Below are 25,241 nucleotides of genomic sequence, written 5' to 3'. Positions count from 1 at the left end.
TCAGGGGGAGGGGTAACCCGTGATTACCACTCGTCCTTGCGATAGGCGCCGCCGGTGATGGCGTAGTAGTCGCCCGCACTTTCGCAATAGATGTGGCCCTCGAGATAGGTGCCGGTCTCCCCGTCGATGGCGCCGGCGCAGATCGACATGTTGTCGCTGCCGTCGCGCTTCCAGAACAGCACCGAACCGCAGTCCTTGCAGAAGCCGCGCTGGGCGATATCGCTGGAGCGGAACCATTTGAGGCCGTCCTGCCTGGTGAATTTCAGCTCGTCGTCGCCGCAGGCGGTCGCGGACATGTAGTTGCCCGTCTGCTTCCTGCACTGGACGCAGTGGCAGGCGAGAATGGGGCGCAGCGCCCCATGGACTTCGAAGCTGACGGCGCCGCAGAGGCAGGATCCGGATTTCATGAGAAGGCCTTGTGAAGTGCGATGATGTGATCGGGTCCTAAGCCACAGCAGCCGCCGAAGGCGCTCACACCCTTCATCTTCCAGACCTTGGAGCGCTCGACCAGTTCGTCCGGCGGGATGATGTCGACGAAGGTCCAGTCCGGCATCTTGAAATAGCCGCTCTCGGGGTAGGCGCCGATGGGGCCCTTCCAGTATTTGCGCAGCACGTCGATCGCCTCGTCCGTGTCATTGGGGGACGAGTGCATGATGGAGATGGCATCGGGCTTGAGGGCGGAGAGCACGCGGGCCACTTCGTCGAAATCCTGGTCCTCGCGGCCGAAGCCGGTGAGCTTGCCGTCATGGCGCTCGACCGAGATGCCGATCCAGACAGGCAAACCCGTGGCCTGTGCGGCCTCGGTCGCCCAGACGGAGTAATCCGTGTCGCGCATCATCTCCATCATGATGAGGTCGACGCCGGCGGCGGCGAGATTGTCCGCCTTGCGCTTGAACAGGGCGCGGGCCTTGTCCTCAGGCCAGTCCTGCTGCTTCGAGGTGCGGTCGCTGCCCGCCACAACGGGGCGCATGGTGGACATGGAGCCGGCGACGGCGACCGGATGGCCCTTCGCGGCATCCTTCGCGATGGCGACGGCGGCGCGGTCGATGGCGAGAAGCTCATCGTCGCGGCCCAGCGCGTTGAACAGCAGCGCCGAGGTGGCGAAGGTGTTGGCGATGATGATGTCCGCCCCGGCCTTGATGTAGTCGGCATGGACCTCGCGCACCACCTCCGGGTGGGACATGTTGGCTTCCGCGCACCAGGTGTTGGAGCTCATCGGCACGCCGCGGCGCTGGATGTCGGTGCCGGTGCCGCCGTCGAGGATGACGGTGTCGCCCTTGGCAAGCTTGGCGCGGATCAGGTCATACATGGTTCAGGCCTCTTGGCGGGCCTTGAGGAAGGCCCGCATGTGGAATTGCGCCTGTGCCGGGGCATAGGCAAAGCCTTGTCCCACGGGGCAGGCATGGCGCGCAAGACATCCGCGCGTCATGCACGCCGCTCCGGCTTTGGTTGCGATGTGGGCGAAGCAGGCGGGCACGTCGTAGCGCGTGCCGTCGAAGGCGGCGACGGGGCAGGCGGAGAGGCAGGGCTTCGCCGCGCAAGCTTCGCAAGGGTGGGGCCCCGGCCGCTGGGGCGCCAGGTCGAAGGCCACGGGGAACAGGAGTGCGGCGCGATAGGCGTGCCACAACCCGTAAGTCGGGTGGATGTTGAGGCCAAGCGGCGAGACATGGCCCGCACCCCCGCGCCGCGCCCAGCTGAGGAAGGGCCAGGGCGGGTTCATGTCGAAGGGGTAGAGGGCGGTGGCGTCAAGATCACGTGCGAGGCTGCCGACGACGTCGCGCGTCCAGTCATCCATTGCGTCGCGCTGCGGGTCGCGCTCGTGGGCGAAGCGGCGGAACATGTCGGGGCCGGCATTGCCGATGAGGATGACGAAGCGGGCGCCGTGCGGGATCTTGTCATCAGGCTGCGGCTCGAACCAGCCCAGTGGCGTGAAGCCCGCGCGGCGGATGGCGGTGAGGATGGGGTGTTCCATGCTGTCGAGTTTAGCATAGGGCTTTCAGAAGCTCACCTCGTGCTTCCAAATCAAACACGTCACCCCGGCGAAAGCCGGGGCCCCGCTTTGTGTCGGCAGGTGAGGTGAAGAAAGCGGGATCCCGGCCTTCGCCGGGATGACGGCGCTTGGGGTGGCGTATGTGGGCGCCAAAAAAGACGCCCGGGTCGAGCCCGGGCGCGGTGAGTGTTCGGAGTTGAAGGACGGTCACGCCCAGCGCGGGTCGCCAGGTTCCATCACGCTGCGCGGCAGCTTGATGTCGTGCTTGGCGCGGATCATCTCGTCGATGTGGCGCGGGATGTATTCGGGGTAATAGGTCGACAGGATCTCGCGCTTGCGCGCCGCCGCACGCTCGACGATGTCGGGCTTGCCGGCCTCGTTCCATTCCTTGGGGCTCATGCGGTTGGAGATCTGCGGATAGACATAGTCCTTCTGCATCAGCGCCAGCGTCTGCTCGTTGCCGAGATAGTGGCCGGGGCCCTCGATGCAGACATTGGCGATGACCTCGAGGGAGAGCGTGTCCTCGTTCACCTCGATGCCGCGGACATTGCGGTTGATGGAACCCAGCATGTCATTGTCGATCAGCAGGCTCTCGAGGCAGAAGCCCAGGAGCGAGGCGTGCATGCCGGCAGACTCGTAGAGCATGTTGATGCCGGTCATGGCCGAGATGCCGGCCGTCACACCCTTCTCGTAGCCCGCCTGCATGTCGGGGAGCTTCGAGTCGCACATGCCCGCCGCCGAGCCGACGGTGAGATTGTAGAAATGGCCCATCTGGGCGCAGCCCGAGGTGATGAGCGCCTGCTCGCCCGAACCGCCGGACATGGCGCCCGTGCGGAGGTCCGACACGAAGGGCCAGGGGCCCCAGATCGCAATGGCGCCCGGCACCACGCAATTGATGTAGACGAGGCCCGCGAGGCACTCCGCCACGGCCTGGACAACGGTGCCGGCAAGGGCTGCCGGGGACGTCGCACCCGCCTGGGCGGCAGAGAGGAGCAGCACCGGCATGCCGCCGCGCGCCGCAGCCTCGAGGCAGCGGCAGGCATCTTCGGCGAACTTCATCGGCGGCACCACGAAGCAGTTGGACTGCGACACGAAGGGGCGCTCGCGCCACTTGTCCTCGCCGCCTGCGAGAACATGGAGGATCTGCAGGCATTCGTCCACATGGGCCGGATCGACCATCGAGGTGCCGACATGCTTCTCGGTGCCCGCGAGGCAGGCATACATCGTGTTGATGTCGAGGTCGTGGCCGGTGATCATGTCGCGCGCCGTCACCGGGCGCTGGTAGAAGTGGATGTGCTCGCAATTGTCGACGATGCGGCCGGCATCATAGAGGTCGACCAGCAGCGATTCGCGATAGGTCTTGGTCTCGGGCTCGACGATGTGCACGGCGGCGCCGGCGGTGCCGAAATAGACGCGGTTGCCCGAGGGCTCCATGTCATGCTTCGGGTCGCGCGCATGCAGCACGAAGTTGCGGGCGCAGGAGGCGAGCGTGTCCTCGACGAGGCTCGCCGGGATGCAGAGGCGGCCTTGCGCATTCATCCAGCAGCCGCGCGCCGTCATGGCTTCCACACAGGAGGGAATTGCCTGGGCGAGGCCCACGGTTTCCAAGAGCTTCAGCGCCGTCTTGTGGATGCGCTGCATGTCGGCGTCGGTCAGCGGCTTGTACTGGCCGCCCAGCATGCCGGGGCGGACGGCGGCCTCGGCCATGGGGATGGGGCGCGAACGCAGCGCACGGCGGGCTTCACGGCCGCCACGGCGGCGGGACAGGTCTTCGACAGCACTCATGGATTGAGCCTCCTGGATATGGCCCTATATCGTCTGGTTCGGCGTGGCGATTCAATGGCCTATCTTTTTCCGGTGGTGGATAGTTTTTTTCACCCCCGGCAGGGCGGTTTTCCATCACCTGCCCCTTAACGTCCTGATTTCAGGAGTGTTACAAGAGGTCATCTAATCAGTGGTGAGGAAACTTGGCCAGACGCGACCTGCCCCCCTTACGCGCCCTGACCGCCTTCGAGGCGGCCGCCCGGCTGGGCAGTTTCAGGCTTGCGGCGAGCGAGCTGGGCATCACCCGCTCGGCCGTCAGCCACCAGGTGAAGTCGCTGGAGCAGCGCCTCGGCGTTCAGCTGTTCCGGCGCGATGCGCGGCGTGCCGAGCTCACCCAGGCCGGCCACACCTATTTCCCGCCGGTGCGCGAGGCCTTCGACATGGTCGAAGCCCAGACCCGCGCCCTGAAGCCTTCGACGGCCGACAATGAGCTGACCGTGCAGGTCTACGCGACCGTCGCGCTCAAATGGCTGATCTCGCGGCTGCACGATTTCGAGAAGCGCTTCCCCGACATGAAGGTGCGGCTCTCCACCTCCTATTTCGACTGGGACTTCGACGAGAAGAATGTCGATGTCGGCCTCATCCTCGCCCGCAACCGCTCGCCCGACCATTATTACCGAACGCTGTTCCGCTCGCTGCTGACGCCCATCTGTGCGCCGGAGCTGCTGAGGGGTCCCAATGCGCTGAAGACGCCGGAGGACCTGAAGAAGCACAAGCTGCTCTATGTCTATACGGCGGAGGAAGACTGGCACCTGTGGCTCGAGGAGGCGGGTGTCGAGGGCATCAGGCTTTCCGACCGCCTCGCCTTCGACAGCTACATACTTGCGCAGGAGGCGGCGATCGAGGGGCGCGGGGTGGCCATGACCATCGGGCCCTTCGCCACGGAGGAAATCAGGGCGGGCCGCCTGGTGCAGCCCTTCGACCTCAAGGTTCAGCACCGGCACAACTGGCTCTTCGCCTGCAATGCCGAGCACCGCATGAAACCCAAGATCAAGCGGTTCGAGGACTGGCTGGTGAAGCAGATCGCCGCCGACCCCGCCCTCGACGCCTATCGCGAAAAAGGAAAGTAAGCCGTGACGAATACCGATTCCGACACCACCCGCCGCAGCCGCCGCGAAGGTGGAGGCCGCCGCAACACCGGTGGCGACGGGCGCCACCCGGTGCAGCAGCTGCCGCGCCGCAAGCTGAAGCGCCAGTTCCCGGCGATGGAGATCGTCTCGGCGGATGAACTCGAGGCGATCCACCAGGCGTCGCTGAAGGTGCTCTCCGAGATCGGCATGGACTTCACCCTGCCGGAAGCCCGCGACATGCTGAAGAAGGCCGGTGCCAGGGTCGAAGGCGAGCGCGTGCGCTTCGATCCCGCCATGATCGAGGAGCTGATCGCCACGGTGCCTTCGGAATTCACCTTCCATGCGCGGAACCCCGAGAACAGCCAGCGCATCGGCGGCAACTACATATCGTTCGGCACGGTGGCAAGCCCGCCCAACGCCTCCGACATGGATGGCGGCCGCCGCACCGGCAACTACCAGGACTACCGCAACTTCGTGAAGCTGGGGCAGTACTTCAACTGCATCAACTTCCTCTCGGGCTATCCGGTGGAGCCGATCGACATCCATGCCTCGGTGCGCCATCTCGAAGCCCTGCGCGACATGGTGCTGCTGACCGACAAGCCGTTCCATGCCTATTCGCTTGGCCGCGAGCGTATCCGGGACGGGATCGAGATCGCCCGCATCGGCCGCGGCATCTCCCACGACCAGCTGGAGCAGGAACCCTCGCTCTTCACCATCATCAACACCAATTCGCCGCTGAAGCTCGACACGCCGATGCTGCAGGGCATCCTCGAGATGTCGTCGCGCAACCAGATCGTTTGTGTGACACCCTTCACGCTGGCGGGCGCCATGGCGCCGGTGACAGTGGCGGGCGCGCTGGTGGAGCAGAATGCCGAGGCGCTGGCCGGCATCGCCTTTACCCAGCTCGTCCGCAAGGGTGCACCTGTCATCTATGGCGGCTTCACCTCGAACGTCGACATGAAGTCGGGCGCACCCGCCTTCGGCACGCCGGAATACATGAAGGCGACCATCGTCGGCGGCCAGCTGGCGCGGCGCTACAAGATCCCGTTCCGCACCTCCAACACCTGTGCCGCCAACACGGTCGATGCGCAGGCGGCCTATGAGAGCGTGTTCTCGCTCTGGGGCCTCACCATGGGCGGTGGCAACCTGATCATGCATGGCGCGGGCTGGCTGGAAGGCGGCCTCGTCGCCAGCTTCGAGAAATTCGTGCTCGACTGCGACCTGATCCAGATGGTGAGCGAGTTCATGCAGCCTCTCGAAACGACGGAAGACGCGCTCGGCGTCGAGGCGATCCGCGAGGTCGGCCCCGGCGGGCACTTCTTCGGCGCGCAGCACACGCTCGCCCGTTACACCAATGCCTTCTATTCGCCGATCATCTCCGACTGGCGCAACAACCAGCAGTGGCTCGCCGCCGGCAAGCCGGAGGCCTGGCAGAAGGCCAATGCCGTGTGGAAGCAGGCGCTGGCGGACTACCAGCAACCCTTCATCGAGCCCGCGATCCGCGATGAACTCAACGCCTTCGTCGAGAAGCGCAAGGCCGAGGGTGGTGCGCCCACCGACTTCTGATGCAGCGCGTCGTCGTCATCGGCGGTGCGAACGTCGACATCAAGGGCCGGGCCCGCGGAGCCTATGTTGCGGGCACGTCCAACCCCGGTGACGTGACGGTCTCCGCCGGTGGCGTGGGGCGCAACATCGCGGAGAACCTGGCGCGTGTGGGGCTTTCGGTGTCCTTGGTCACCGCCATCGGCGATGATGCCAACGGGCAGATGCTGCGGCAGGCCTGCGCCGCCGCTGGTGTCGATCTCGGGCTTGCGCTGACGTCGGATGCGCCGACGGGTTCATACCTGGCCGTTCTCGACGATACGGGAGAGCTGGTCAGCGCCATCAATGACATGCGGGCCATCGAGACGCTGACAACGCAGCATCTCGAAGGTTGCGCCGATCAGCTGGGGAGCGCCGACATGCTGGTTGCCGACTGCAACCTCTCGCAATCCTGCCTGACCTGGTTGTGCGAATTCTCGGCCCGCAGCGGAGTGAGATTGCTGATCGAACCCGTCTCGGTGCCCAAGGCGCGGAAGCTCCTGTCCTTCAGGCGGCCAGTGCCCGTCTTCGCCATCACACCCAATGCGCAGCAGCTGTCGGCGCTGGCGGGTGACGGGGAGGGCGCCCTGGGGCGGCTTCATGATCTTGGCTTCGCCAACGTGGTCCTGCATCGTGGCGGCGAAGGAGCCATCGCATCGGATGGCGTGGCGGCCGTGAAGGTCGGTCCCGTGGCCGTCGCCGCCATTGCCGACGTCACGGGCGCGGGTGATGCGGCGGTTGCAGGGCTCGTCTGCGGGCTTCTCGATGGAAGACCGCTCGCCGAGGCGGCGCGGCTCGGGCAATGTGCGGCGGCGATCAAGCTGTCGTCCGCGCAGTCCGTGGCATCCGGCCTCAGCCGTGATAGTCTCTTCCGGCTCGCTGGGCTTTAGCTTCCCTTCCTTCGGGCACCTTCTCCCATCCTGCGGACGGGAGAAGGCAAGGCAACAAGGCAGCCGTGAGGTGTTTTTTGGCCATTGAACTCTCCATCACCGCCGAGGTGCAAGGCGCGCTGGCGGCAGGGCGCCCCGTGGTGGCGCTCGAGTCCACCATCATCGCCCATGGCATGCCCTATCCGCAGAATGTGCAGACGGCCCGGGCCGTCGAGGACATCGTGCGCGCGGGTGGCGCTGTGCCCGCGACCATCGCCATCATCGGCGGTGTGCTGAAGGTGGGGCTGACGGCGGAGGAACTCGATCGTTTCGGTCGGGACGGGCGATCGATTGCCAAGGTCTCGGTGCGTGATCTGCCCTTCATCGTGGCGCAGAAGCTCGATGGCGCGACGACGGTTGCCTCCACCATGCGCATCGCGGCGATGGCGGGCATTCATGTCTTCGCCACGGGCGGCATCGGTGGCGTGCATCGCGGGGCGGAGAGGACCTTCGACATTTCCGCCGACATGACTGAATTTGCCGCCAGCGACGTGGCCGTCGTCACGGCTGGTGCCAAGGCAATCCTCGACCTCGCACTGACGCTCGAAACGCTGGAGACGCTGGGCGTGCCGGTAATCGGGCTCGGCACGAAGGAGTTCCCGGCCTTCTATTCGAGAAAGAGCGGCCATGTCGTGCCGATGACCTGCAACACGCCATCGGAGGTCGCTGGCGTGATGCGCGCCAAATGGGCAATGGGGTTGAAGGGCGGCTTGGTGGTCGCCAATCCGATTCCGGCGGAGGCCGAAATCCCGGCCGAGGAGATAGCACCGGTGATCGATGCCGCGGTGAAAAAGGCGACAGCACAGGGTATCATGGGCAAGGAGACCACTCCCTTCCTGCTCGCCGAGATCGCCGGCGTGACGGCGGGCCGTTCGCTTGCCGCCAACATTGCACTCGCCAAGCACAATGCGAAGATTGCCGCGGCCATCGCCGTCGCCTTTGCGGAGCAAGGCTGATGAACATCCAGCGCCGCGGCAGGCGTGCCGATGCGGCCCATACGCCGATCCAGCAGCTGCCGTGGCAGCAACCGCAGCACACGCTGGCGCCTTCCCGCATCCTCTCCGACGACCAGGTCGAGGCGATCCACCGCCAGTCGCTGAAGGTGCTGGAGGTGATCGGCATGGATGTGCTGCTGCCCGAGGCGCGCGATATCCTGCAAAAGGCGGGGGCGCTGGTCGACGGCGAGCGGGTGCGGATCGGGCGCGACATCATCGAGGAGGCGCTGAAGTCGCCACCCTCCGAGTTCACCTTCCATGCGCGGAACCCCGCGCACAATATCCGCGTCGGCGGCAAGTGGATCGCCTTCGCGCCGGTGGGAGGTCCCCCCAATGTCTCCGACCTCGACCGCGGGCGCAGGCCCGGCACGCTGGAGGATGCGGGCAATTTCGTGAAGCTCGCGCAGTTCTTCAACACCGTGCACACGGCCGGTGGCGCCTCCGTCGATGCCCTCGACGTGCATGCCTCGATCCGGCATCTGCACATCACACGCAACAAGATGGTCTATTCCGACAAGGTGCCCTTCATCTATGCGACGGGACGCGCGCGGCTGTTCGACGGGCTGGAGATCATCCGGCTCGCCCGCGGGATCAGCCAAGAGCAGCTGCTGCAGGAACCGTCCGCCTACACCGTCATCAACACCAATTCGCCGCTGAAGCTCGACATGCCGATGGCCATGGGCATCATCGAGATGGCGCGGCTGAACCAGATTGTGGTGGTGACACCCTTCACATTGCTCGGCGCCATGGCGCCGGTGTCGCTCGCGGGTGGCATGGTGGAGCAGAATGCCGAGGCGCTCGCGGGCCTCGCCCTGTCGCAGCTCGTGCGCCCCGGTGCACCCTTCGTCTATGGCGGATTCACCTCCAACGTCGACATGAAGTCGGGCGCACCTGCCTTCGGCACGCCGGAATACATGAAGGCCTGCATCATCGGCGGGCAGCTGGCGCGGCGCTACGGGCTCCCGTACCGCACGTCCAGCACCAATGCCGCGAACAGCGTCGATGCCCAGGCGGCCTATGAGACGGTGTTCTCGCTGTGGGGTGCCATCATGGGTGGCGGCAACGTCATCCAGCACGCGGCAGGCTGGATGGAGGGCGGCCTCGTCGCCTCCTACGAGAAGTTCGCGCTCGACGTGGACCTTCTCCAGATGCTGCAGGAATTCCTGAAGCCCGTGGTGGTCGATGAGGCCGAAATGGCACTCGAGGCGATGCAGGAGGTGGGGCCGGGTGGGCACTTCTTCGGCGCGCAGCACACGCTGGCACGTTACGCAACGGCATTTTACCAGCCAATGATCTCCGACTGGCGGAACTTCCAGGCCTGGCAGCAGGCGGGTTCACCGACGGCAGACAAAAAGGCCAATGCGCTGTGGAAACAGGCATTGGCCGAATACCGTGAGCCGTGGCTGGACCCGGAGGCGCTGGAGAAAATCGATGCCTTCGTGGCCCGCCGCGTCAGCGAGGGCGGAGAAAAGACCGACTTCTAGCGCGAAAAGACCAGCCGCAGGCGCGGCGCGGCAGGCTCGGCGGTGTCGTCATCGACGCTGTTCATGGCCAGCTCATAGGACAGGCGCAGGGCATTGGCCTGCTGCTCCGCCGGCAGGGTGGCGAGGAAGCCGCCCAGGGCCGCCTCGATGGCCTTTGCAAAATCACGGAAACCGGCCTGGGAGGCCTCGTCAGCCACCATGGCGGCGAGGCAATAGAGACTTGCGGTTGTAGGGGCGTCTGCAAGGGGAAGGGCCCGCTCGTCTCGTTCAATCCGTCTCACGTTGATCTCCGCAGCAGCCGAATCGGCGGTGGTTCGTCTGGTTGCAGAATTCTCCGGAGAAGCTGTAAGCTGCAATATGGTAGAATTGCCAGCATGAGGTCCTCCTCGCGCCTGAAGCGCGGGGGTTGACCCGGACCAGGAGCGTTGCTCAATGGACGCCATGACCCCGGTTTTCTTCTATCATCTTGAGCGCCAGCCGCTCGACGCGGTGCTGCCCAGGCTTCTTGTCACCAGCCTGGAGCGCGGCTGGCGCGTGGTGGTCCAAGCAGCCAGCGACGAAAGGGCCGAGGCGCTCGCGGCCCAGTTGTGGGGTTTCGATGACGAAAGCTTCATTCCCCACGGCACCAAGGCCGATGGATTTCCGGACCTCCAGCCGGTCTGGCTGACGTCCGAGGACGAGAACCCCAACAATGCCAATGTACGCTTCTACGTCGATGGAACCAGCGTCGGAGAGATCGGCGGGCTGACCCGCGCCGTCATCATGTTCGACGGCAATGACGAGCAGGCGGTCGAAGCCGCACGCGCCGGTTGGAAGCGCTTCAAGGCCGCGGGCCACGAGGTGAGCTACTGGCAGCAGGACGAGCAGGGCCGCTGGCAGAACCGCGCGGCGGCAAAGTAGCCCTCAGCCCACCTGGGCTTCGAGCCACTGGTTCTCCAGCTCTTCGAGGTCCGTTGCCAGCTTGGCGCGCAGCTTCGTGAAGTCACCGGCCTTCTTCGGCTCCTCGCTGTAGATCGCGGGGTCGGAAAGCGCCTTGTCGAGGATTTCGATCTTGCCCCGGATCTCCTCCATGCGCTTGTCGAGCTTCTCCACCTGTTTCTGGAGCGTCGAGGCAGAGGGCCTCGCGGGCTGGCGCGGCGCCTCCGCCGCGGGCTCCTTCGCGGCGCGCTCGGCACGCCTGCTGGCGCGGGCGCGATCGAGCACCAGCTGGGTATAATCCTCCATGTCGCCGTCGAAGCGCTTCACCGTGCCGTCATGGACGAGCCAGAGATCATCCGCGCAGGTCTCGATGATGTGGCGGTCATGGCTGATGAGGATGACGGCACCCTCATAGTCGTTGATCGCCATGATGAGCGCTTCGCGGCTGTCGACGTCGAGGTGGTTGGTGGGTTCGTCCAGCACCAGGATGTGGGGCGCATGGAAGGCGGCGAGGGCGAAGAGGAGCCGCGCCTTCTCGCCGCCCGACAGGGTGGAGCAGGGCGAGTCCGCGAGGTTCGCCCCGAAGCCATAGGCGCCGAGCTTCGCGCGGCGCTTCGACTCCGGCTCATCCGGCATCAGCTCGGTGAAATACGAATAGGGTGTCCTCTCGGGCGAGATCTCGTCCAGCTGGTGCTGGGCGAAATAGCCGACCGTGAGGCGCGCCGGCACCTTCATGTCGCCCGCCATGGCCGAGAGCTTGCCGCAGAGCAGCTTGGCGAACGTGGACTTGCCATTGCCGTTGGAGCCGAGGAGCGCGATGCGGTCATCAGGGTCGAGGCGCAGCGTGATGTTGCGCAGCACCGGCCTGTTCTCGGCGTAGCCCACGCTCACCTTGTCCCACTTCACCAGCGGGGGTGCTATGGCCTTTTCGGGGTTCGGGAAGAAGAAGGGCGCAACGCGGTCCTCGACCAGCTCCGCGATGGGCTCCAGCTTCGAGAGTGCCTTGAGGCGGCTCTGCGCCTGACGCGCCTTCGAGGCCTTGTAGCGGAAGCGTTCCACGAAGGCCATCATGTGCTTGCGCTGGTCTTCCTGCTTCTTCTTCAGCTTCACGGTCAGCGCCTGCTTCTCGCGGCGCTGGCGTTCGAACGAGTCGTAATTGCCCTGGTAGAGGGTGAGCTTGCCGCGCTCGAGATGCAGGATATAGCCCACCGCCTCGTTCAGCAGGTCGCGGTCATGGCTGATCAGCACGATGGTGTGCGGATAGTCGCGGATGAAGCTCTTGAGCCAGATGGTGCCCTCGAGGTCGAGGTAGTTCGTGGGCTCGTCGAGCAGCAGCACGTCCGGCCGCGCGAACAGCGCCGCCGCGAGCGCAACGCGCATGCGCCAGCCGCCGGAGAGGGCGGAGCAGGGGCCCTGCTGCGTTTCGTCCGAGAAGCCGAGGCCGGAGAGGATGGTGGCGGCCCGCGCCTCCGCCGAGTGCGCATCCATGTCGGCAAGCCGGGTCTGGATCTCGGCGATGCGGTGGGGGTCGGTGGCGGTCTCGGCCTCGACATTGAGGGCGGTCAATTCCGCATCGCCCGCCATCACGGTGGCGAGCAGGCTTTCGGGGCCGCCGGGGGCCTCCTGCGCCACGGTGCCAATCCGCGCGTTGCGCGGAAGCGTGATCGAGCCCGACTCGAGCGGGAGTTCGCCGAGGATGAGCTTGAACAGGGTGGACTTGCCCACGCCGTTGCGCCCGACAATGCCCACCTTGTGGCCTTCCGGCACCGCAACCGAGGCGTCTTCGAGCAGCAGGCGGCCGCCGATCCTGTAGGTCAGTCCATTGATGTGCAGCATGGCGGGCGCCTTGTAGCGGCAGACTACCCGAATGTCATGCACCTAAGGCCAGAACCCCGAAATGCCGTTGACTCTTTTTGTGCTGCACCGCACAAGTCATGAGGGGAATTGAGGAGCGCACATCAGGTGTCGAACGTAGCTTTCGCAAGGGCGGCCAGCACCGGGCCGGTCGACAGCGCCTATCTCGACGAGATCACCATGATGCTGCGCGACCTGCTGCGGCAGGTCATCCGGGTGCGCGAGCCGCGCGTGCTGGCGATCATCGACGAACCGGCCAATGCCTCCGCCCTGGCGCCTGAGCTGATCGAGCCCGCCCTGCAGGTGATCGGCATGTGGCTGCAGCTCCTCAACATCGCGGAGGAGAACGCCGCGATGCGGAACCGCCGCCAGATGGAAACGCGCAGCGGGCCGGACCAGGTGCCGGGCTCCTTCTCGCATGCCTTCGCCACCGTGGCCGCCGCCAATGTGGCGCCGGAAGCTGTTCAGACGGCACTCGACACCATCGACGTGCAGCCCACCATCACGGCGCACCCGACGGAGGCCAAGCGCGTCACCGTCCTCGAGATCCACCGCCGCATCTATCTGAAGCTCTATGAGCTCGAGAGCCCGCGCTGGACGCCGCGCGAGCGCGTCCATCTCCTCAAGCTGCTCAGGAACGAGATCGACCTCCTTTGGCTCACCGGCGAAATCCGGCTGGAGAAGCCGACGGTGGAGCAGGAGATCCACTGGGGCCTGCACTTCTTCCGCGAGACGCTGTTCGACCGCACGGTGAGCCTCTGCGACCTGCTGGAGGCCGCCCTGCAGCGCCATTATCCGGAGACGCCGCACCGGGTGCGCCCGCCGCTGCGCTATTCCTCCTGGATCGGCGGTGACCGTGACGGCAATCCCTTCGTCACCGTCGACGTCACCCGCTTCGCGCTGAAGGAGAACCGCAATGCCATCGTGGCGCGGCTGGAGCAGCGGCTGAATGACCTCGCGCAGCTCGTCTCGCTGTCCACCCAGGAAATCTCCTTCCCGCTCGCCTTCCTCGAGCGCGTGCAGCGCCAGGTCGACCTGTCGGGCGAGGCGGAGGCCATCGGCAACCGCAACATGCATGAGCCCTTCCGCCGCTTCTTCACGGCGCTGCGCGTCCGGCTGGCCAAGACCTTCGGTGAAGGTGCCAAGGGATCGGGCTTCCAGCCGATCGACACGGAGGAACTGATCGGCGAGCTTCTCGCTGCCGAGGAGGCGCTTGCGCAGATGCAGTCCGTCTCGCTGGCCTCCACATTGGTTCGGCCCGTGCGCTGGGAGGTTGAGACCTTCGGCTTCCGTTCGGTGAGCCTCGACATCCGCCAGAACACCACCGTCATCAACCGCGTGCTGAAGGAAATCTGGCGCAAGCTGAACCCGCTGGAGCCGGGCGAGGGGCCGGAGATCGGTTCGACCGCATGGCAGGCCTGGATCGAGGCGGAATTGGCGAAGCCACTGGGCTTCCTGCCGCAGTTCCGTGGCGTCTCCGACGAGGCGCGCGAGCTTCTGGGTCTTCTGGAACTCATCCGCGACACCATCGACGGACCGGACCCGCAGGCCATCGGCGCCTTCATCCTGTCGATGACGCAGTCGGCGGCGGACGTGCTGGGCCTCTATCTTCTTGCCAAGTTCACCGGCCTCTTCGCCGACGAGAACGCGCGCGAGACCTGCCGCATCCGCGTGGTGCCGCTGTTCGAAACCATCGACGACCTGCGCGCCGCACCCGCCATCATGACGGAGCTCCTGGCGCACCCGGTGGTGAAGACCTCCGTCGCCTTCCATGGCGGGCGGCAGGAAGTGATGCTGGGCTATTCCGACTCCAACAAGGATGGCGGCTTCTTCTGCGCCAGCTTCGAGCTCTTCGAGGCGCAGCGCCGGCTGATCCGCATCGGCCGCGATGCGGGTGTCTCCATCAGCTTCTTCCATGGCCGCGGCGGTTCGGTGAGCCGCGGGGGTGCTCCCACGGGGCGGGCGATTGCCGCGCAGCCCGCCGGCACCATCAACGGCCACATGCGCGTGACCGAGCAGGGCGAGGTCGTCTCGTCCAAATTCGCCAACCGCGGCACGGCGCAGCACAATCTCGAAATCCTCGCCGCCTCGGTCTTCGTGCACACGCTGAAGTCCATCGACGAGCCCGAGCTGAAGGTGAATCCGGAGCACCAGAAGGCGGTGGAGTGGATCGCCCAGGCCTCCTTCCGGCATTACCGCAAGCTCGCCGAGGACAAGGGGCTGCTCGATTATTTCCACCAGGCCTCGCCGGTGGAGGAACTCGCCAACCTGAAGCTGGGCTCGCGCCCGGCGCGCCGCTTCGGCGCCAAGGGCATCGGCGACCTGCGCGCCATTCCCTGGGTCTTTGCCTGGAGCCAGAACCGCCACCTGCTCACCGGCTGGTATGGGCTGGGCTATGCCTTCGACGACTTCCTGGTGCCGCGCGGTGCCGACGGCATGAAGCTGCTGCGCGAGATGTTCGCCCGCTCGCGCGGCTTCCGCCTGGCGGTCGATGAAGTCGAGAAGTCGCTCTACCTCGCTGACATGGATGTCGCCGAGCAATATGCCGAGCTGGTCACCGACCGCACCTCGGCCGAACGCCTCTTCGCGCTGATCCGCCATGAGCACAGCCGCACCGCGCGCACCATCCTCGAACTCACCGGCGAGAGCCGCCTGTGCGAACGCTTCGAAGGCCTGCAGCGCCGCTTCGAGCGGGTGCGCCCCATGGTCGACCAGGCCAACCGCTGGCAGGTCCAGCTGCTGAAGGAAACGCGCCGCGGCAAGGGCGATGAAAAGCTGATGATGCCGCTGCTGATGACCATGAACTGCGTGGCCGCCGGCCTCGGCTGGACGGGCTGATCAGTCCTCGGGCTTGACGATCTCGAGCCCGTGTCCCAGCCCCTCGCGCTCGTCGAAGACGAAGCATGAGCCCTGCCACAGGCTTTGCTCCGGCGGGATCACTTCCAGATATTTCAGGATGCCACCCTTGAGGTGGTAGACCTTCCCGAAGCCTTGGCTGCGGAGATAGCTCGTCGCCTTCTCGCAGCGGATGCCGCCGGTGCAGAACATGGCGATGGGGCGGTCCTTCTGCGCCCCCAGTTCTCGCTGCACATAGGCTGGAAACTCGCCGAAGCTCTTCGTCTGCGGATCGACGGCATGGGCGAAGGTGCCGGCCGCGAACTCGAAGCTGTTGCGGGTGTCGATCACCAGCACGTCCGGATCGGAGATCAGCGCATTCCAGTCCTCCGGCGCCACATAGGTGCCGACGACATGGGCCGGGTCCAGGCCTTGCACGCCCATGGTGACGATCTCCTTCTTCAGCCGCACCTTCATGCGCTGGAAGGGCATCGACTCCGCATGGGACTCCTTGCTTTCGAGGCCGGCAAAGGCCGGAATGGCGCGGATGAAGACCATCATCGCCACGAGATCGTCTGGCGCTCCGGCAATCGTCCCGTTGATGCCTTCGGCGGCGAGCAGGATGGTGCCGCGGATGCCGCGCGCCTTCGCCGCGTCCAGCAGCATGGGGCGAAGCTCCGCGAACTGCGGCAAGTGTACGAACTTGTAGAAGGCGCTGACGGCGATCATGCGGCCCAGGCCTCCGGCTCGGCCGAACCCGCGATGAGGGCAAGTCCCTTGGCGATGGAGAGAAGCTGCTCGCCCGTGTCTATCTTCTCCGCCGGGAAGCGCTGCTCGAACAGGCGGCGGACCGCGGGTACGAAGGAAGTGCCGCCGGTGAGGAAGACACGGTCGATGTCCTTCGCCGCCAATCCCGCCTTGCTCAGCGCCGCATCGGCTGTCGCCCCGATCTTCTCGAGATCGGGCGCGATCCAGCGCTCGAAGCTGCTGCGGTTCAACCGTCCGGAAATGTCGACACCCGACATCCTGAAGCGGAAGGGCACCACCTCATGCTCCGTCAGCGCTGCCTTGGCCTGCGAGACGGTGCGGTAGAGCTCGTAGCTGACGCCGCCCTCGATGAGGTCGACGAGGCTCAGCAGCTGCTCCTGCGACGAACTGCTGCGTGCGAGCTCGCGCAATTCGCGCAGCACCTCGGGGCGGCGCATGAGGCAAAGCTCGTTCCAGCGCGAGAAGGACGCGAAATAGTGCTTCGGCACCGGCAGCTCCTTGCCCCAGCTGACATAGGTCGCCCTCTTGCCGAGGCGGGGCGAGACCACGTGATCGATGATGCGGAAATCGAAATTGTCCCCCGCGATTCCGATGCCGCTATGGGCCAGCGCCTCGGCCGCGGTGCGGCCGTTAGCCTTGCGGAAGCGCAGCACGGAAAAGTCGCTGGTGCCGCCGCCGAGATCGGCGACGAGGATCACCGCATCCCGCACCAGCCGCTGGGCATAGAAATAGGCGGCCGCCACCGGCTCGAGGACATAGTTCACCTGCTCGAAGCCGAGGGCGGCAAGGGCGGCGGCATAGCGGCGCTGCGCCAGTGCATCGTCTGGCTTGCTGCCCGCGAAGGTGACGGGACGGCCGATGGCCAGCCGCTTCGGGAACTGCGCCAGCCCGGCATGCGCCTTCACCCGGGCCAGGTAGGCAGCCATCAGGTCCTCGAAGCGGTAGCGGGTGGTGAAGACGGCGGTGTCGCTGAACGACACGCTGGCAGCGAAGGACTTGAAGGACTGCAGGAAGCGGGTCTCCTCCGGCAGGTCGATGAAGTCCTGGATCGCCCAGGGCCCCGCCTCGGCCAGCGGCTGTCCGCCGGCCAGGGGGTTGCGCCGGAAGGACAGCGTCGTGCGCAGCGCCTCGTGGCGTTCCCCGTCGCGCTCGAATGCCTGCACCCGCGCATCGCTTCCCTCAGGGAAGGCGAGCACGGTGTTGGTCGTGCCGAAATCGATGCCGATTGCCTGCATGTCCGGTTTTGCCATGGGGTGAGGAGGCGGGCCTTTACTGCAATTTGCCGGGCCTGTCTCTTGTTAATCTTTCTCAGCAGTGTTCCCCCTTGCCCTGAAAGGGGTTTTCCAGTCTATTCAGGGCTATAGAACCAGAACAGGGAGCAAACACACCATGGCAATCTCCAAGCGCGTGCTTCTCGCGGCCGCGGCACTGCTGGCCTTCAGCATGCCCGCTTCCGCCGCCAACATGATCGGCAATTGCGAAGTGACCGGCGAGAAGGGCTCGATCCCCATCGCCAACCCGGCCAAGGCCGGCCAGCTGACCGTAGAAGTGTCGCTGCCCGCGCCGATCTGGTGGAACGGCGACACGCCGGAAGCCATCAAGGACGGCATGGAATATTGCATGGCCGCCGAGATCGCCTGGCGCGCGGGCTATGACAAGCTCGAGGTCGTCAATGTCGGCTGGGATGCGCTGATCGCCGGCCAGACCTCGGACTTCGATCTCGCCATGTCGGAAATCTCGATCACCGACGAGCGCAAGAAGATCCACGACTTCTCGGTGCCCTATTTCAGCTCCGACATCGGCGTGCTGGTGCGCAAGGATGCACCCGTCGACGAGAAGTCCATCAAGTCCGCCAAGGTCGGCGTGCAGCAGGCCACCACGGGTGCGGCCTTCGTGCAGGACAAGCTCGGCATCACCGACGTTCAGGTCTATCCCGACCAGGGCGACATGTTCGCAGCTCTCCGCGCCGGCCAGACCGACGTGGCGGTGACCGATACCTCCATCGTCCTCGCCGAGGTGGTGGCCAACCCCGACAAGGTCGAGGTCGTGGGCCAGTACAAGACCGGTGAATCCTATGGCGCCATCTATCCCAAGGGCAATGCCAACAACGCCACCCTCGACAAGATCATCCAGTCGATGATCGACGACGGCACCATCAAGAAGCTCGGCGAAAAGTATCTGGCGGCTGCCTGGGGCAAGGACCCGGCCTCCGTCCCCTACTTCAACCCCTGAGGTCACTGCCCCCGCTGCCTGATCGCGGCGGGGGCATTCCCGTCCCCAAGTGAAAAAACACGCATCCCCCCCGCTGCCGCAGCGCGCCAATGGTCTGGCGCTTGCCGCCTTGCTCTTCGCTGCGCTGAGCACGCTCGCAGCCTATGGCGCTACAAATCTGATCCGCTCCTCGCTCGAATTCCTGGGCGTCATGAATGGCGTCTGGCAGGTGATCTTCTGGATCGCCATAGCAGCCACGGCGCTGCTCTTCATCCCCGCGCTGCGTGCCATGGGCGAGTCGCGCAAGGCCGCCGCGGCGCTTGCCGCCGGTGACATCGTCGAGGCCCGCATCCAGACCGCCGCGGCGCGCGAGAATGGCTGGGTCACCTTCGGCTGGGGCGCCTTCGCGCTGATCGCGCTCGGTTTCGCCGTCTTCGTGATGATGAACGACGTGGCGGTGGGCAAGACCTTCTTCTACCTGCCGCTGATGCAGCAGAAGTGGTGGCTGGTGACGAAGCAGTTCTTCCTCACCAACATCTTCATTTTCGTGGTGGCGGAGGTGCTCGTGCTGGTCTGGGGCCTGGTCGTGGCACTGGCCCGCCTGATGCCCGGCAAGGCCGGCCAGCCCATCCGCGCGCTCGCCATCCTCTATTGCGACATCTTCCGCGGCCTTCCCGCCGTGGTGACGCTCTATCTCATCGGCTTCGGCATCCCGACCTCGGGGCTCCCTGAGATGATCATGCCGCACATCGTCGGCTGGTTCGTCGATCTCTCCTCCATGACGGTGGCGGAGCAGCGCTCGCTCACCCGCATTCCCGTCATCTGGTGGTGCATCCTGGCGCTGACGCTGACCTATGGCGCCTATGTCGCCGAGGTCTATCGCTCCGGCATCGAGTCGATCCACTGGAGCCAGGTCTCCGCCGCGCGCTCGCTTGGCCTCTCCTACATGCAGACCATGCGCTACGTCGTCGTGCCGCAGGCAGTGCGCCGCATCATCGCGCCCCTGCTCAACGACTTCATCGGGTTGCAGAAGGATACGGCCCTGGTGCAGGTGGTGGGCGTCATCGATGCCTTCAACCAGTCGCGCATCATTGCGGCCAATGCCTTCAACCTCTCCGCCGTCACCGTGGTCGCCATCCTCTTCGTCATCATCACCATTCCGCAGGCCCGCTTCGTCGACAAGATGATCGAGCGCGACAATGCCCGCATGCGGGCCGGGGGCTGAACCATGTCCTTCCTCGAAATCGTCAATGTCGAGAAGGAATTCGGCCCGGTGAAGGTGCTGCGCGGCGTGAACCTGTCGGTCGACGAGCACCAGGTCGTCTGCCTCATCGGGGCCTCGGGCTGCGGCAAGTCCACGCTGCTCCGCTGCATCAACGGGCTGGAGAAGATCCAGGGCGGCGAGATCCGGCTGATGAACGACCGCGTGTCGGGCCCCGGCGTCGACGTCAACCGCCTGCGCCGCAATGTCGGCATCGTGTTCCAGAGCTTCAACCTCTTCCCGCACATGAGCGTGCTGGAGAACGTGACGCTGGCGCCGTTGAAGGTGCTCAAGGCCGACAGGGCCGAGGCCGAGGCCAAGGCCATGGCGCTCCTGAAGCGCATCGGCCTCGAGGCCAAGGCGACGGAATATCCCGACCGGCTTTCGGGTGGCCAGCAGCAGCGCGTCGCCATCGTGCGGGCACTCGCCATGGAACCGAAGGTGATGCTGCTCGACGAGATCACCTCCGCCCTCGACCCCGAGCTCGTGTCGGAAGTGCTCAACATCGTGCGCGACCTTGCAGGCCAGGGCATGACCATGCTGCTGGCAACCCACGAGATGGGCTTCGCCAAGGAGGTCGCCTCCAAGGTCTGCTTCCTCTACGAGGGCGTGGTGCACGAGGAGGGGCCGCCGGCCCAGATCTTCGGCGACCCGAAGCAGGAGCGCACCCGCGCCTTCCTCAAGCGCATCATCGAGGCCGGGCGCCTCTAGGCCGTTCATCCGCGGTTCAGGCTTGTGACGGGGGCATCGCAATCGCCCCTCACTTCCGCCATGGGGGCAGGGCATGGTCCGGAACCATGCCAGGAGCGCGGGCGTTTCGTGCCTTCGCAAGTCGAATGGAGTGACCGGATGACAAGTTCTCACCTGAAGGCCAGCCTCGTGGCGCTGGCGCTGTTCTCGGCGGCGGGCGTCGCCTTCGCCGACAATCAGGTCGAGGGCCTGATGCCGACAGCCCAGGTGGAGGCCAATGCCCAGGAGATCCAGTCGATCCGGCAGTTCCTCGCTGCTGGCAAGGATGTTGCGCAGATGAAGATGCCGCGCCTGCAGCAGCGCCGGCAGCGGGCGGAGGCCTTCCGCGATGTCCAGGGCCTGCCACCCGAACTCGACCAGGCCCTGCAGCAGGAAGTTGCAAGAGTCGCCAAGGAGATCGAGCGGCGCCAGCAGGGAGCCAGTGCCCCCGAGGCCCCGGCTGCCGAGGCACAGCCCCAGCCGGAACCCCAATTGGAGCAGCCGCCGCTGCCCCCCTACGACCCGCAGCAGGCGGAGGGCCAGGAGCAGGCCCCGCCGGTGGTGAAGCGCAAGAAGCCACCCCAGCAGGCCCAGCCAGCCCCGCAGCACACCCCGCAGCCTGAGCCCGTGACCGGCTCCGCCGAGGCTGCGGCGTTCCTGAAATCGATCCGCCCCGCCGCCAGCCTCGGCGACGCGGAGCTGCGCCAGCAATTGCAGCAGGCCATGCGCCTGTCGCAGGCCAAGAGCCTCTCCCCTGACCAGCGCCGCGCCCTGCGCGAGGTGATCCGCGAGGCGCGCGCCGAGCTGCGCGGCAAGACCGCCCAGCCGCCCGAAGCGCCTGCCGCCCAGCAGCAACAGCCGCCACCGGCGCCGCCCGCCGATACGCAGCAGGCCAAACCCGGTGTCGACCCGGCGCTGGAGCGCGAGGCCCAGGCCTTGCTCGCCGACACCACCGACGTGCGCAGCATGAAGCGCAAGCAGCTGCGCAAGCGCCTCACCGACATGCGCGACCTGCTGGCCTCGAACCAGCTGAGCCCGCAGACCCGCGAGGCACTGCGCCAGAAGCTGGCGCGCGAACGCGCCGTGCTGCGCAACGAGGTGGCCGTGGACGAAGGCCTGCCCCCGCCCGCCACCACGCCGCCCGCCACCACGCCGCCGCAGCAACAGCAGCAGGGCAGCAAGGGCAATGGCAGCGGCAATACCGCCAACACGACCATCAACAACACCGAGATCCGCATCGTGTTGCAGGACCGCCGCCCGCCGAGCGAGCTCGATGACCGTGAGCTCGTCCGCCGCATCGACGTCTACCGCGAGGTGGTGGCGGATGACCGCTACGACGAGGCGCAGCGCCGGATGTGGCGCCGCCAGATGGAGGAGGACCGCCGCTACCTGCGCCGCCAGATGATGGAAGAGCGCCAGCAGCGCGAGGCCCGCCTGCGCCAGGGCGACTACCAGTTCGACTACGACGTGCGCGATCGCTGGGAACCGGACTACGACGTGCCGGACGATGTCTTCGCCGCCGAGGTGGAGGATGACGAGCTGGCCGACGTGCTGGTGGCCCCGCCGCGCCGCCAGGTCGAGCGCCGCTACTCGGTGGAGGACTTCGAGCGCCAGCCGCAGCTGCGCGACGCGGTGGCGCGGATCGAGATCGACACCGTGCATTTCGGCTTCGGCGAGGGCTACCTGCGCGAGGAGGAGATCGACAAGCTGGACCGCATCGCTTCCGTCCTCGAGAAGATCCTCGCCAGGCACCCGGACGAGGTGTTCCTCATCGAGGGCCACACCGATGCCGTGGGCTCGGACCAGTCCAACCTCGTCCTCTCCCGCCAGCGGGCGGCGGCGGTGAAGGAGGCGCTGACCACCTATTACGTCATCCCGCCGGACAACCTGAAGACGGTGGGCCTGGGCGAGCGCTACCTCAAGATTCCGACCAGCCAGCCCGAGGCCGAGAACCGCCGCGTGTCGCTGGCCCGCATCACCCCCCTGGTGGGGCAGGCGGACTGAGCCCGAGCCAAAGCTTGCCAGATGACCGGGCCGCCGCTATACGGCGGCCCGATCCCATTCATCTGACAGGACATACGAGGACTTCATGGCCATCGAACGCACCTTCTCGATCATCAAGCCGGACGCGACCCGCCGCAACCTGACGGGCGCCATCAACGCCAAGATCGAGGGCGCAGGGCTCCGCATCGTCGGCCAGAAGCGCGTCAAGTGGGCCAAGGCCGACGCCGAGGCCTTCTACGCCGTCCACAAGGAGCGCCCCTTCTTCAACGACCTCGTGGCCTTCATGATCTCGGGCCCGGTCGTCGTGCAGGTGCTCGAGGGCGAGAACGCGGTCGCCAGGTACCGCGAAGTGATGGGCGCCACCAACCCGGCCAACGCCGCGGCCGGCACCATCCGCAAGGAATTCGCCGAGTCGATCGAGGCCAACTCGGTGCACGGTTCGGACTCGCCCGAGAACGCCAAGATCGAGATCGCCCAGGTGTTCAAGCCTGACGAGATCGTCGGCTAAGGACTGAAGCCAATGTGGGTCGCCCTCTACGTTGCCGCGATCGTCGCCGTGAACTGGATGTTCACGGCGATCGCCCCGTGGTCGACGCCGATGGGCGACCTCTATCTCGCCAATGTGGTGGTCGGCTTCATCTTCGTGCTGCGCGACTATGCCCAGCGCGAGGTCGGCCACTATATCCTCTTCGCCACTGCCGCTGCGGGCGTGCTCACCTGGTTCATGGTGGACCCGGCGATCGCCGTGGCCTCGATCACCGCCTTCATCCTGTCGGAGACGGCGGACTGGGGCGTCTATTCCTACCTGCGCCGCCCGCTGTCGCAGCGCATTCTCATTTCCTCGCTGATCGCCGTGCCGCTCGACACGCTGGCCTTCCAGTATCTCGCCGGCTACCTCACGCCTGCGGCCTTCGCCACCGAGATCCTCAGCAAGGCGCTCGGCGTGATGATCGTGTGGTACATTCTCCGCGCGCGTGACCGCAAGCTCGCCATCACCGCCGCCTGATCTTTCTCTTTTTGCTGCAACCGTCCGAGCCGCGCCGCAAGGCGGCCGCGAACTGTGCAGTCTTGCGCGGAACCAATGTGCCGACGCGGCATTCTTCCCGCGAGGCAAGCGCCAAGCTGCCGCACAGGTTACATCAGAACAGGGAACAACACGATGAACAGGAACGTTCTCGCGCTGAGCACAGCGCTGTCGATTCTCGCCTTCACGCCGGTCTTCGCCCAGAACGCGGCGGTCGATTGCACGCAGGAGGCCAACAAGAATGACCCGGCCTGCATGAGCCAGCAGAACAACACCACCAACGCCACGCAGGACCAGAACGGGGCCGCGACCACCACGGACCAGAACGCCGCGCAGTCGGGCTCTTCCACCTCCACGACGACCGACCAGAACAACGCCCAGAACACCACCGCCACCACGCAGGGCACCACGACGCAGATGAGCGGCGGCGCGCTGATCGTCCCGGCCGACCGCCTCAACGGCGTGCAGCTGATGTCGGCCAGCGACTACATCGGCAAGACCGTCTATGACCAGGCCGGCAACAACATCGGCGACGTCAACGACCTCATCGTCTCGGGCGACGGCAATGTCGAGGCGGTGATCCTCGGCGTCGGCGGCTTCCTCGGCATCGGCGAGAAGGACGTGGCGGTGAACACCGAGGCGATCAAGATCGTGACGGACGGCGACAACAAGCGCCTCGTCGTCGAGGCCACCAAGGAGGTGCTGGAAAACGCGCCGACCTATGATCGGAACAACCGCCGCTATGCCGACCAGATGAACGGCACGGCGACCGAGTCCACCGGCTCCACCACCCAGCCGGCCCCGGCCAACAACAATGGCAACGCCACCGGCAACACCGGCGGCAGCGGCACGGTCGACTGCGCCCTGCCGGAGAACGCCACCAACGCCGCCTGCACCAACCAGACGCAGCAGCAGTAACCCCTGGCGGCGGGGCCGGGTGGCATCACCCGCGTCCCCGCGCCTGTCTTGAGCGAGGAGCCCGTCACGCACCCCTGCGGAGCGTGGCGGGCTTTTTCTTTGGCGCGCGCGCCCGGCGCTCGAGCGGAGATGGGCACGCAAGCCCACGGGGTGGGCAAGGGCTTCTGCGTGGTCTAGGTTGCGGGTGACGAAAGGGAGCGCGGATGCGGAGGACCGTCGTCATCTACTGCCTGCTGGCGCTGGTCTTTACGGGGGGTTGTGCCGGGATCCTGTCCGGCCTCGCTGCGCCCAATGCACCGGCGGAGGTGACGCAGCTCATTTCAACCTTCATGCCGATCCTTCTGGCGGCGTTGGCGGGCAACGGCGCCTTCCTCTGGATGACCGTCAGGGACGCCCCATGGTGGGCGCTGGCGGGCGGCGCAGCAATCTATGTGGTGGCCCAACTCTCCATCGCGCTGACAGTCGCCCCCAATTACGGCATCGCGCTGCTGCTGGGTCCGCTCTTCATCGGCAAGGGGCTGGCAGTGCTGGTACTGGGGATACAAAGGCGCCTGGCCCAGCGCGACGAGGCGCACGCGGCCGTGGCCGGTGCCACCAAAGAAGATGGCCGGGACGAGCCCGGCCATGATGAACCCAGGTGATGTGAACCCGCCTCAGGCCTTCACGCTGCGCGTGAGGAAGGCCGGCATGGTCTGTTCGGTGAAGCCGCGGTGGTCCGGGGCGTCGGAGACGTCGCGCTGGGGGTGGCGGTCGTTGCGCTCGCGGCGGGGCTTGTCCTCGCGCGGCGGGCGGGGGGCCGCTTCGCTGCGCTCGCGGCGCGGCTCGCGCGGCTCGCGGGGTGGGCGG

Annotated in this window: 22 protein-coding genes and 2 pseudogenes; 15 read left to right on the top strand and 9 right to left on the bottom strand. The window is 66.2% G+C overall.

Annotated elements, in window-relative coordinates:
* Window positions 1–23: 23 nt before the first annotated feature.
* From DK847_RS04100 to DK847_RS04085, 4 genes are all read right to left on the bottom strand, one after another.
* Entirely contained in the window at window positions 24–407 is a 384-nt protein-coding gene (locus tag DK847_RS04100; RefSeq protein WP_111196378.1) for a GFA family protein, read from the bottom strand.
* Window positions 404–1,309: a homocysteine S-methyltransferase family protein gene (locus DK847_RS04095; RefSeq protein ID WP_111196377.1), complete on the bottom strand. Its 906-nt coding sequence runs from the start codon at window positions 1,307–1,309 to the stop codon at window positions 404–406. Before DK847_RS04095 ends, DK847_RS04100 begins: the two co-directional genes overlap by 4 nt.
* A 3-nt stretch (window positions 1,310–1,312) precedes the next feature.
* Window positions 1,313–1,972 carry a hypothetical protein gene (locus DK847_RS04090; protein WP_111196376.1) on the bottom strand — a complete coding sequence of 220 codons (660 nt, stop codon included), beginning with the start codon at window positions 1,970–1,972 and terminating at the stop codon, window positions 1,313–1,315.
* A 225-nt stretch (window positions 1,973–2,197) separates the two neighbouring features.
* Window positions 2,198–3,775, bottom strand: a complete 1,578-nt coding sequence (locus DK847_RS04085) for a trimethylamine methyltransferase family protein (RefSeq protein WP_111196375.1) — start codon at window positions 3,773–3,775, stop codon at window positions 2,198–2,200.
* A gap of 182 nt (window positions 3,776–3,957) precedes the next feature.
* Between DK847_RS04085 and gcvA the strand changes: the two genes are divergently transcribed.
* The 5 genes from gcvA (at window position 3,958) to DK847_RS04060 (ending at window position 9,873) form a co-directional block, all read left to right on the top strand.
* On the top strand, window positions 3,958–4,884 hold the full coding sequence (gcvA, locus tag DK847_RS04080; RefSeq protein WP_111196374.1) for a transcriptional regulator GcvA: 927 nt from the start codon (window positions 3,958–3,960) through the stop codon (window positions 4,882–4,884).
* 3 nt (window positions 4,885–4,887) lie between these two features.
* Window positions 4,888–6,450, top strand: a complete 1,563-nt coding sequence (locus tag DK847_RS04075; RefSeq protein ID WP_111196373.1) for a trimethylamine methyltransferase family protein — start codon at window positions 4,888–4,890, stop codon at window positions 6,448–6,450.
* Window positions 6,450–7,355: a carbohydrate kinase family protein gene (locus DK847_RS04070; RefSeq protein ID WP_111196372.1), complete on the top strand. Its 906-nt coding sequence runs from the start codon at window positions 6,450–6,452 to the stop codon at window positions 7,353–7,355. Before DK847_RS04075 ends, DK847_RS04070 begins: the two co-directional genes overlap by 1 nt.
* 77 nt (window positions 7,356–7,432) lie before the next feature.
* Complete coding sequence (locus tag DK847_RS04065) at window positions 7,433–8,350, top strand: pseudouridine-5'-phosphate glycosidase (protein ID WP_111196371.1); 918 nt, start codon at window positions 7,433–7,435, stop codon at window positions 8,348–8,350.
* The gene (locus DK847_RS04060; RefSeq protein ID WP_111196370.1) at window positions 8,350–9,873 is read left to right on the top strand and encodes a trimethylamine methyltransferase family protein; all 1,524 of its coding nucleotides are present in this window, start codon (window positions 8,350–8,352) and stop codon (window positions 9,871–9,873) included. Before DK847_RS04065 ends, DK847_RS04060 begins: the two co-directional genes overlap by 1 nt.
* Here DK847_RS04060 and DK847_RS04055 read toward each other — a convergent pair.
* On the bottom strand, window positions 9,870–10,154 hold the full coding sequence (locus DK847_RS04055) for a hypothetical protein (RefSeq protein WP_146256037.1): 285 nt from the start codon (window positions 10,152–10,154) through the stop codon (window positions 9,870–9,872). The two genes, DK847_RS04060 and DK847_RS04055, sit on opposite strands and share 4 nt — an antisense overlap.
* Window positions 10,155–10,314: 160 nt before the next feature.
* Between DK847_RS04055 and DK847_RS04050 the strand changes: the two genes are divergently transcribed.
* On the top strand, window positions 10,315–10,773 hold the full coding sequence (locus tag DK847_RS04050) for a DNA polymerase III subunit chi (RefSeq protein WP_111197227.1): 459 nt from the start codon (window positions 10,315–10,317) through the stop codon (window positions 10,771–10,773).
* A 3-nt stretch (window positions 10,774–10,776) separates the two neighbouring features.
* Here DK847_RS04050 and DK847_RS04045 read toward each other — a convergent pair whose 3' ends face one another.
* Entirely contained in the window at window positions 10,777–12,627 is a 1,851-nt protein-coding gene (locus DK847_RS04045; protein ID WP_111196368.1) for an ABC-F family ATP-binding cassette domain-containing protein, read from the bottom strand.
* Window positions 12,628–12,753: 126 nt separating this feature from the next.
* Between DK847_RS04045 and DK847_RS04040 the strand changes: the two genes are divergently transcribed.
* Window positions 12,754–15,483, top strand: a complete 2,730-nt coding sequence (locus DK847_RS04040; RefSeq protein WP_245414518.1) for a phosphoenolpyruvate carboxylase — start codon at window positions 12,754–12,756, stop codon at window positions 15,481–15,483.
* Between the two features lie 21 nt (window positions 15,484–15,504).
* Here DK847_RS04040 and trhO read toward each other — a convergent pair.
* Both trhO and DK847_RS04030 read right to left on the bottom strand, forming a co-directional pair.
* A pseudogene (trhO, locus tag DK847_RS04035) lies at window positions 15,505–16,209 on the bottom strand (oxygen-dependent tRNA uridine(34) hydroxylase TrhO); the annotation flags it as partial.
* On the bottom strand, window positions 16,206–17,483 hold the full coding sequence (locus DK847_RS04030; protein WP_245414517.1) for an Hsp70 family protein: 1,278 nt from the start codon (window positions 17,481–17,483) through the stop codon (window positions 16,206–16,208). The pseudogene trhO and the gene DK847_RS04030, both read right to left, overlap by 4 nt.
* A 154-nt stretch (window positions 17,484–17,637) precedes the next feature.
* On the opposite strand from DK847_RS04030, the gene DK847_RS04025 reads away from it, so the two are divergent.
* The 8 genes from DK847_RS04025 (at window position 17,638) to DK847_RS03990 (ending at window position 25,036) form a co-directional block, all read left to right on the top strand.
* Complete coding sequence (locus DK847_RS04025; protein ID WP_193548176.1) at window positions 17,638–18,480, top strand: ABC transporter substrate-binding protein; 843 nt, start codon at window positions 17,638–17,640, stop codon at window positions 18,478–18,480.
* 49 nt (window positions 18,481–18,529) lie between these two features.
* Window positions 18,530–19,684 (top strand): amino acid ABC transporter permease, encoded by a 1,155-nt coding sequence (locus tag DK847_RS04020; RefSeq protein WP_245414516.1) that lies wholly within the window; start codon window positions 18,530–18,532, stop codon window positions 19,682–19,684.
* A 3-nt stretch (window positions 19,685–19,687) separates the two neighbouring features.
* On the top strand, window positions 19,688–20,431 hold the full coding sequence (locus DK847_RS04015; protein WP_111196365.1) for an amino acid ABC transporter ATP-binding protein: 744 nt from the start codon (window positions 19,688–19,690) through the stop codon (window positions 20,429–20,431).
* Between the two features lie 138 nt (window positions 20,432–20,569).
* Window positions 20,570–22,453: an OmpA family protein gene (locus DK847_RS20995; RefSeq protein WP_111196364.1), complete on the top strand. Its 1,884-nt coding sequence runs from the start codon at window positions 20,570–20,572 to the stop codon at window positions 22,451–22,453.
* Window positions 22,454–22,538: 85 nt separating this feature from the next.
* The gene (gene ndk / locus DK847_RS04005; RefSeq protein ID WP_111196363.1) at window positions 22,539–22,961 is read left to right on the top strand and encodes a nucleoside-diphosphate kinase; all 423 of its coding nucleotides are present in this window, start codon (window positions 22,539–22,541) and stop codon (window positions 22,959–22,961) included.
* A gap of 12 nt (window positions 22,962–22,973) precedes the next feature.
* Window positions 22,974–23,459, top strand: a complete 486-nt coding sequence (locus tag DK847_RS04000) for a VUT family protein (protein WP_111196362.1) — start codon at window positions 22,974–22,976, stop codon at window positions 23,457–23,459.
* A 153-nt stretch (window positions 23,460–23,612) separates the two neighbouring features.
* Window positions 23,613–24,395 carry a PRC-barrel domain-containing protein gene (locus tag DK847_RS03995; RefSeq protein ID WP_245414515.1) on the top strand — a complete coding sequence of 261 codons (783 nt, stop codon included), beginning with the start codon at window positions 23,613–23,615 and terminating at the stop codon, window positions 24,393–24,395.
* Between the two features lie 203 nt (window positions 24,396–24,598).
* Entirely contained in the window at window positions 24,599–25,036 is a 438-nt protein-coding gene (locus DK847_RS03990) for a hypothetical protein (RefSeq protein ID WP_111196361.1), read from the top strand.
* A 12-nt stretch (window positions 25,037–25,048) separates the two neighbouring features.
* On the opposite strand, the pseudogene DK847_RS20535 reads toward DK847_RS03990, so the two are convergent.
* A pseudogene (locus DK847_RS20535) lies at window positions 25,049–25,241 on the bottom strand (hypothetical protein); the annotation flags it as partial.

Origin of the sequence: Aestuariivirga litoralis, from assembly GCF_003234965.1 — a bacterium.
GTDB classification, from domain to species: Bacteria; Pseudomonadota; Alphaproteobacteria; order Rhizobiales; family Aestuariivirgaceae; genus Aestuariivirga; species Aestuariivirga litoralis.
Note: the sequence above shows the minus strand (reverse complement) of the source record. Positions and strands in the feature narration are given on the sequence as shown.

What these genes read in the sequence shown, in the direction of transcription:
- DK847_RS04100 (WP_111196378.1), bottom strand. Translation starts at nt 407, where the DNA reads ATGAAATCCGGATCCTGCCTCTGCGGCGCCGTCAGCTTCGAAGTCCAT.
- DK847_RS04095 (WP_111196377.1), bottom strand. Translation starts at nt 1,309, where the DNA reads ATGTATGACCTGATCCGCGCCAAGCTTGCCAAGGGCGACACCGTCATC.
- DK847_RS04090 (WP_111196376.1), bottom strand. Translation starts at nt 1,972, where the DNA reads ATGGAACACCCCATCCTCACCGCCATCCGCCGCGCGGGCTTCACGCCA.
- DK847_RS04085 (WP_111196375.1), bottom strand. Translation starts at nt 3,775, where the DNA reads ATGAGTGCTGTCGAAGACCTGTCCCGCCGCCGTGGCGGCCGTGAAGCC.
- DK847_RS04070 (WP_111196372.1), top strand. Translation starts at nt 6,450, where the DNA reads ATGCAGCGCGTCGTCGTCATCGGCGGTGCGAACGTCGACATCAAGGGC.
- DK847_RS04060 (WP_111196370.1), top strand. Translation starts at nt 8,350, where the DNA reads ATGAACATCCAGCGCCGCGGCAGGCGTGCCGATGCGGCCCATACGCCG.
- DK847_RS04050 (WP_111197227.1), top strand. Translation starts at nt 10,315, where the DNA reads ATGACCCCGGTTTTCTTCTATCATCTTGAGCGCCAGCCGCTCGACGCG.
- DK847_RS04045 (WP_111196368.1), bottom strand. Translation starts at nt 12,627, where the DNA reads ATGCTGCACATCAATGGACTGACCTACAGGATCGGCGGCCGCCTGCTG.
- DK847_RS04030 (WP_245414517.1), bottom strand. Translation starts at nt 17,483, where the DNA reads ATGCAGGCAATCGGCATCGATTTCGGCACGACCAACACCGTGCTCGCC.
- DK847_RS04025 (WP_193548176.1), top strand. Translation starts at nt 17,638, where the DNA reads ATGGCAATCTCCAAGCGCGTGCTTCTCGCGGCCGCGGCACTGCTGGCC.
- DK847_RS04015 (WP_111196365.1), top strand. Translation starts at nt 19,688, where the DNA reads ATGTCCTTCCTCGAAATCGTCAATGTCGAGAAGGAATTCGGCCCGGTG.
- DK847_RS20995 (WP_111196364.1), top strand. Translation starts at nt 20,570, where the DNA reads ATGACAAGTTCTCACCTGAAGGCCAGCCTCGTGGCGCTGGCGCTGTTC.
- ndk (WP_111196363.1), top strand. Translation starts at nt 22,539, where the DNA reads ATGGCCATCGAACGCACCTTCTCGATCATCAAGCCGGACGCGACCCGC.
- DK847_RS04000 (WP_111196362.1), top strand. Translation starts at nt 22,974, where the DNA reads ATGTGGGTCGCCCTCTACGTTGCCGCGATCGTCGCCGTGAACTGGATG.
- DK847_RS03995 (WP_245414515.1), top strand. Translation starts at nt 23,613, where the DNA reads ATGAACAGGAACGTTCTCGCGCTGAGCACAGCGCTGTCGATTCTCGCC.
- DK847_RS03990 (WP_111196361.1), top strand. Translation starts at nt 24,599, where the DNA reads ATGCGGAGGACCGTCGTCATCTACTGCCTGCTGGCGCTGGTCTTTACG.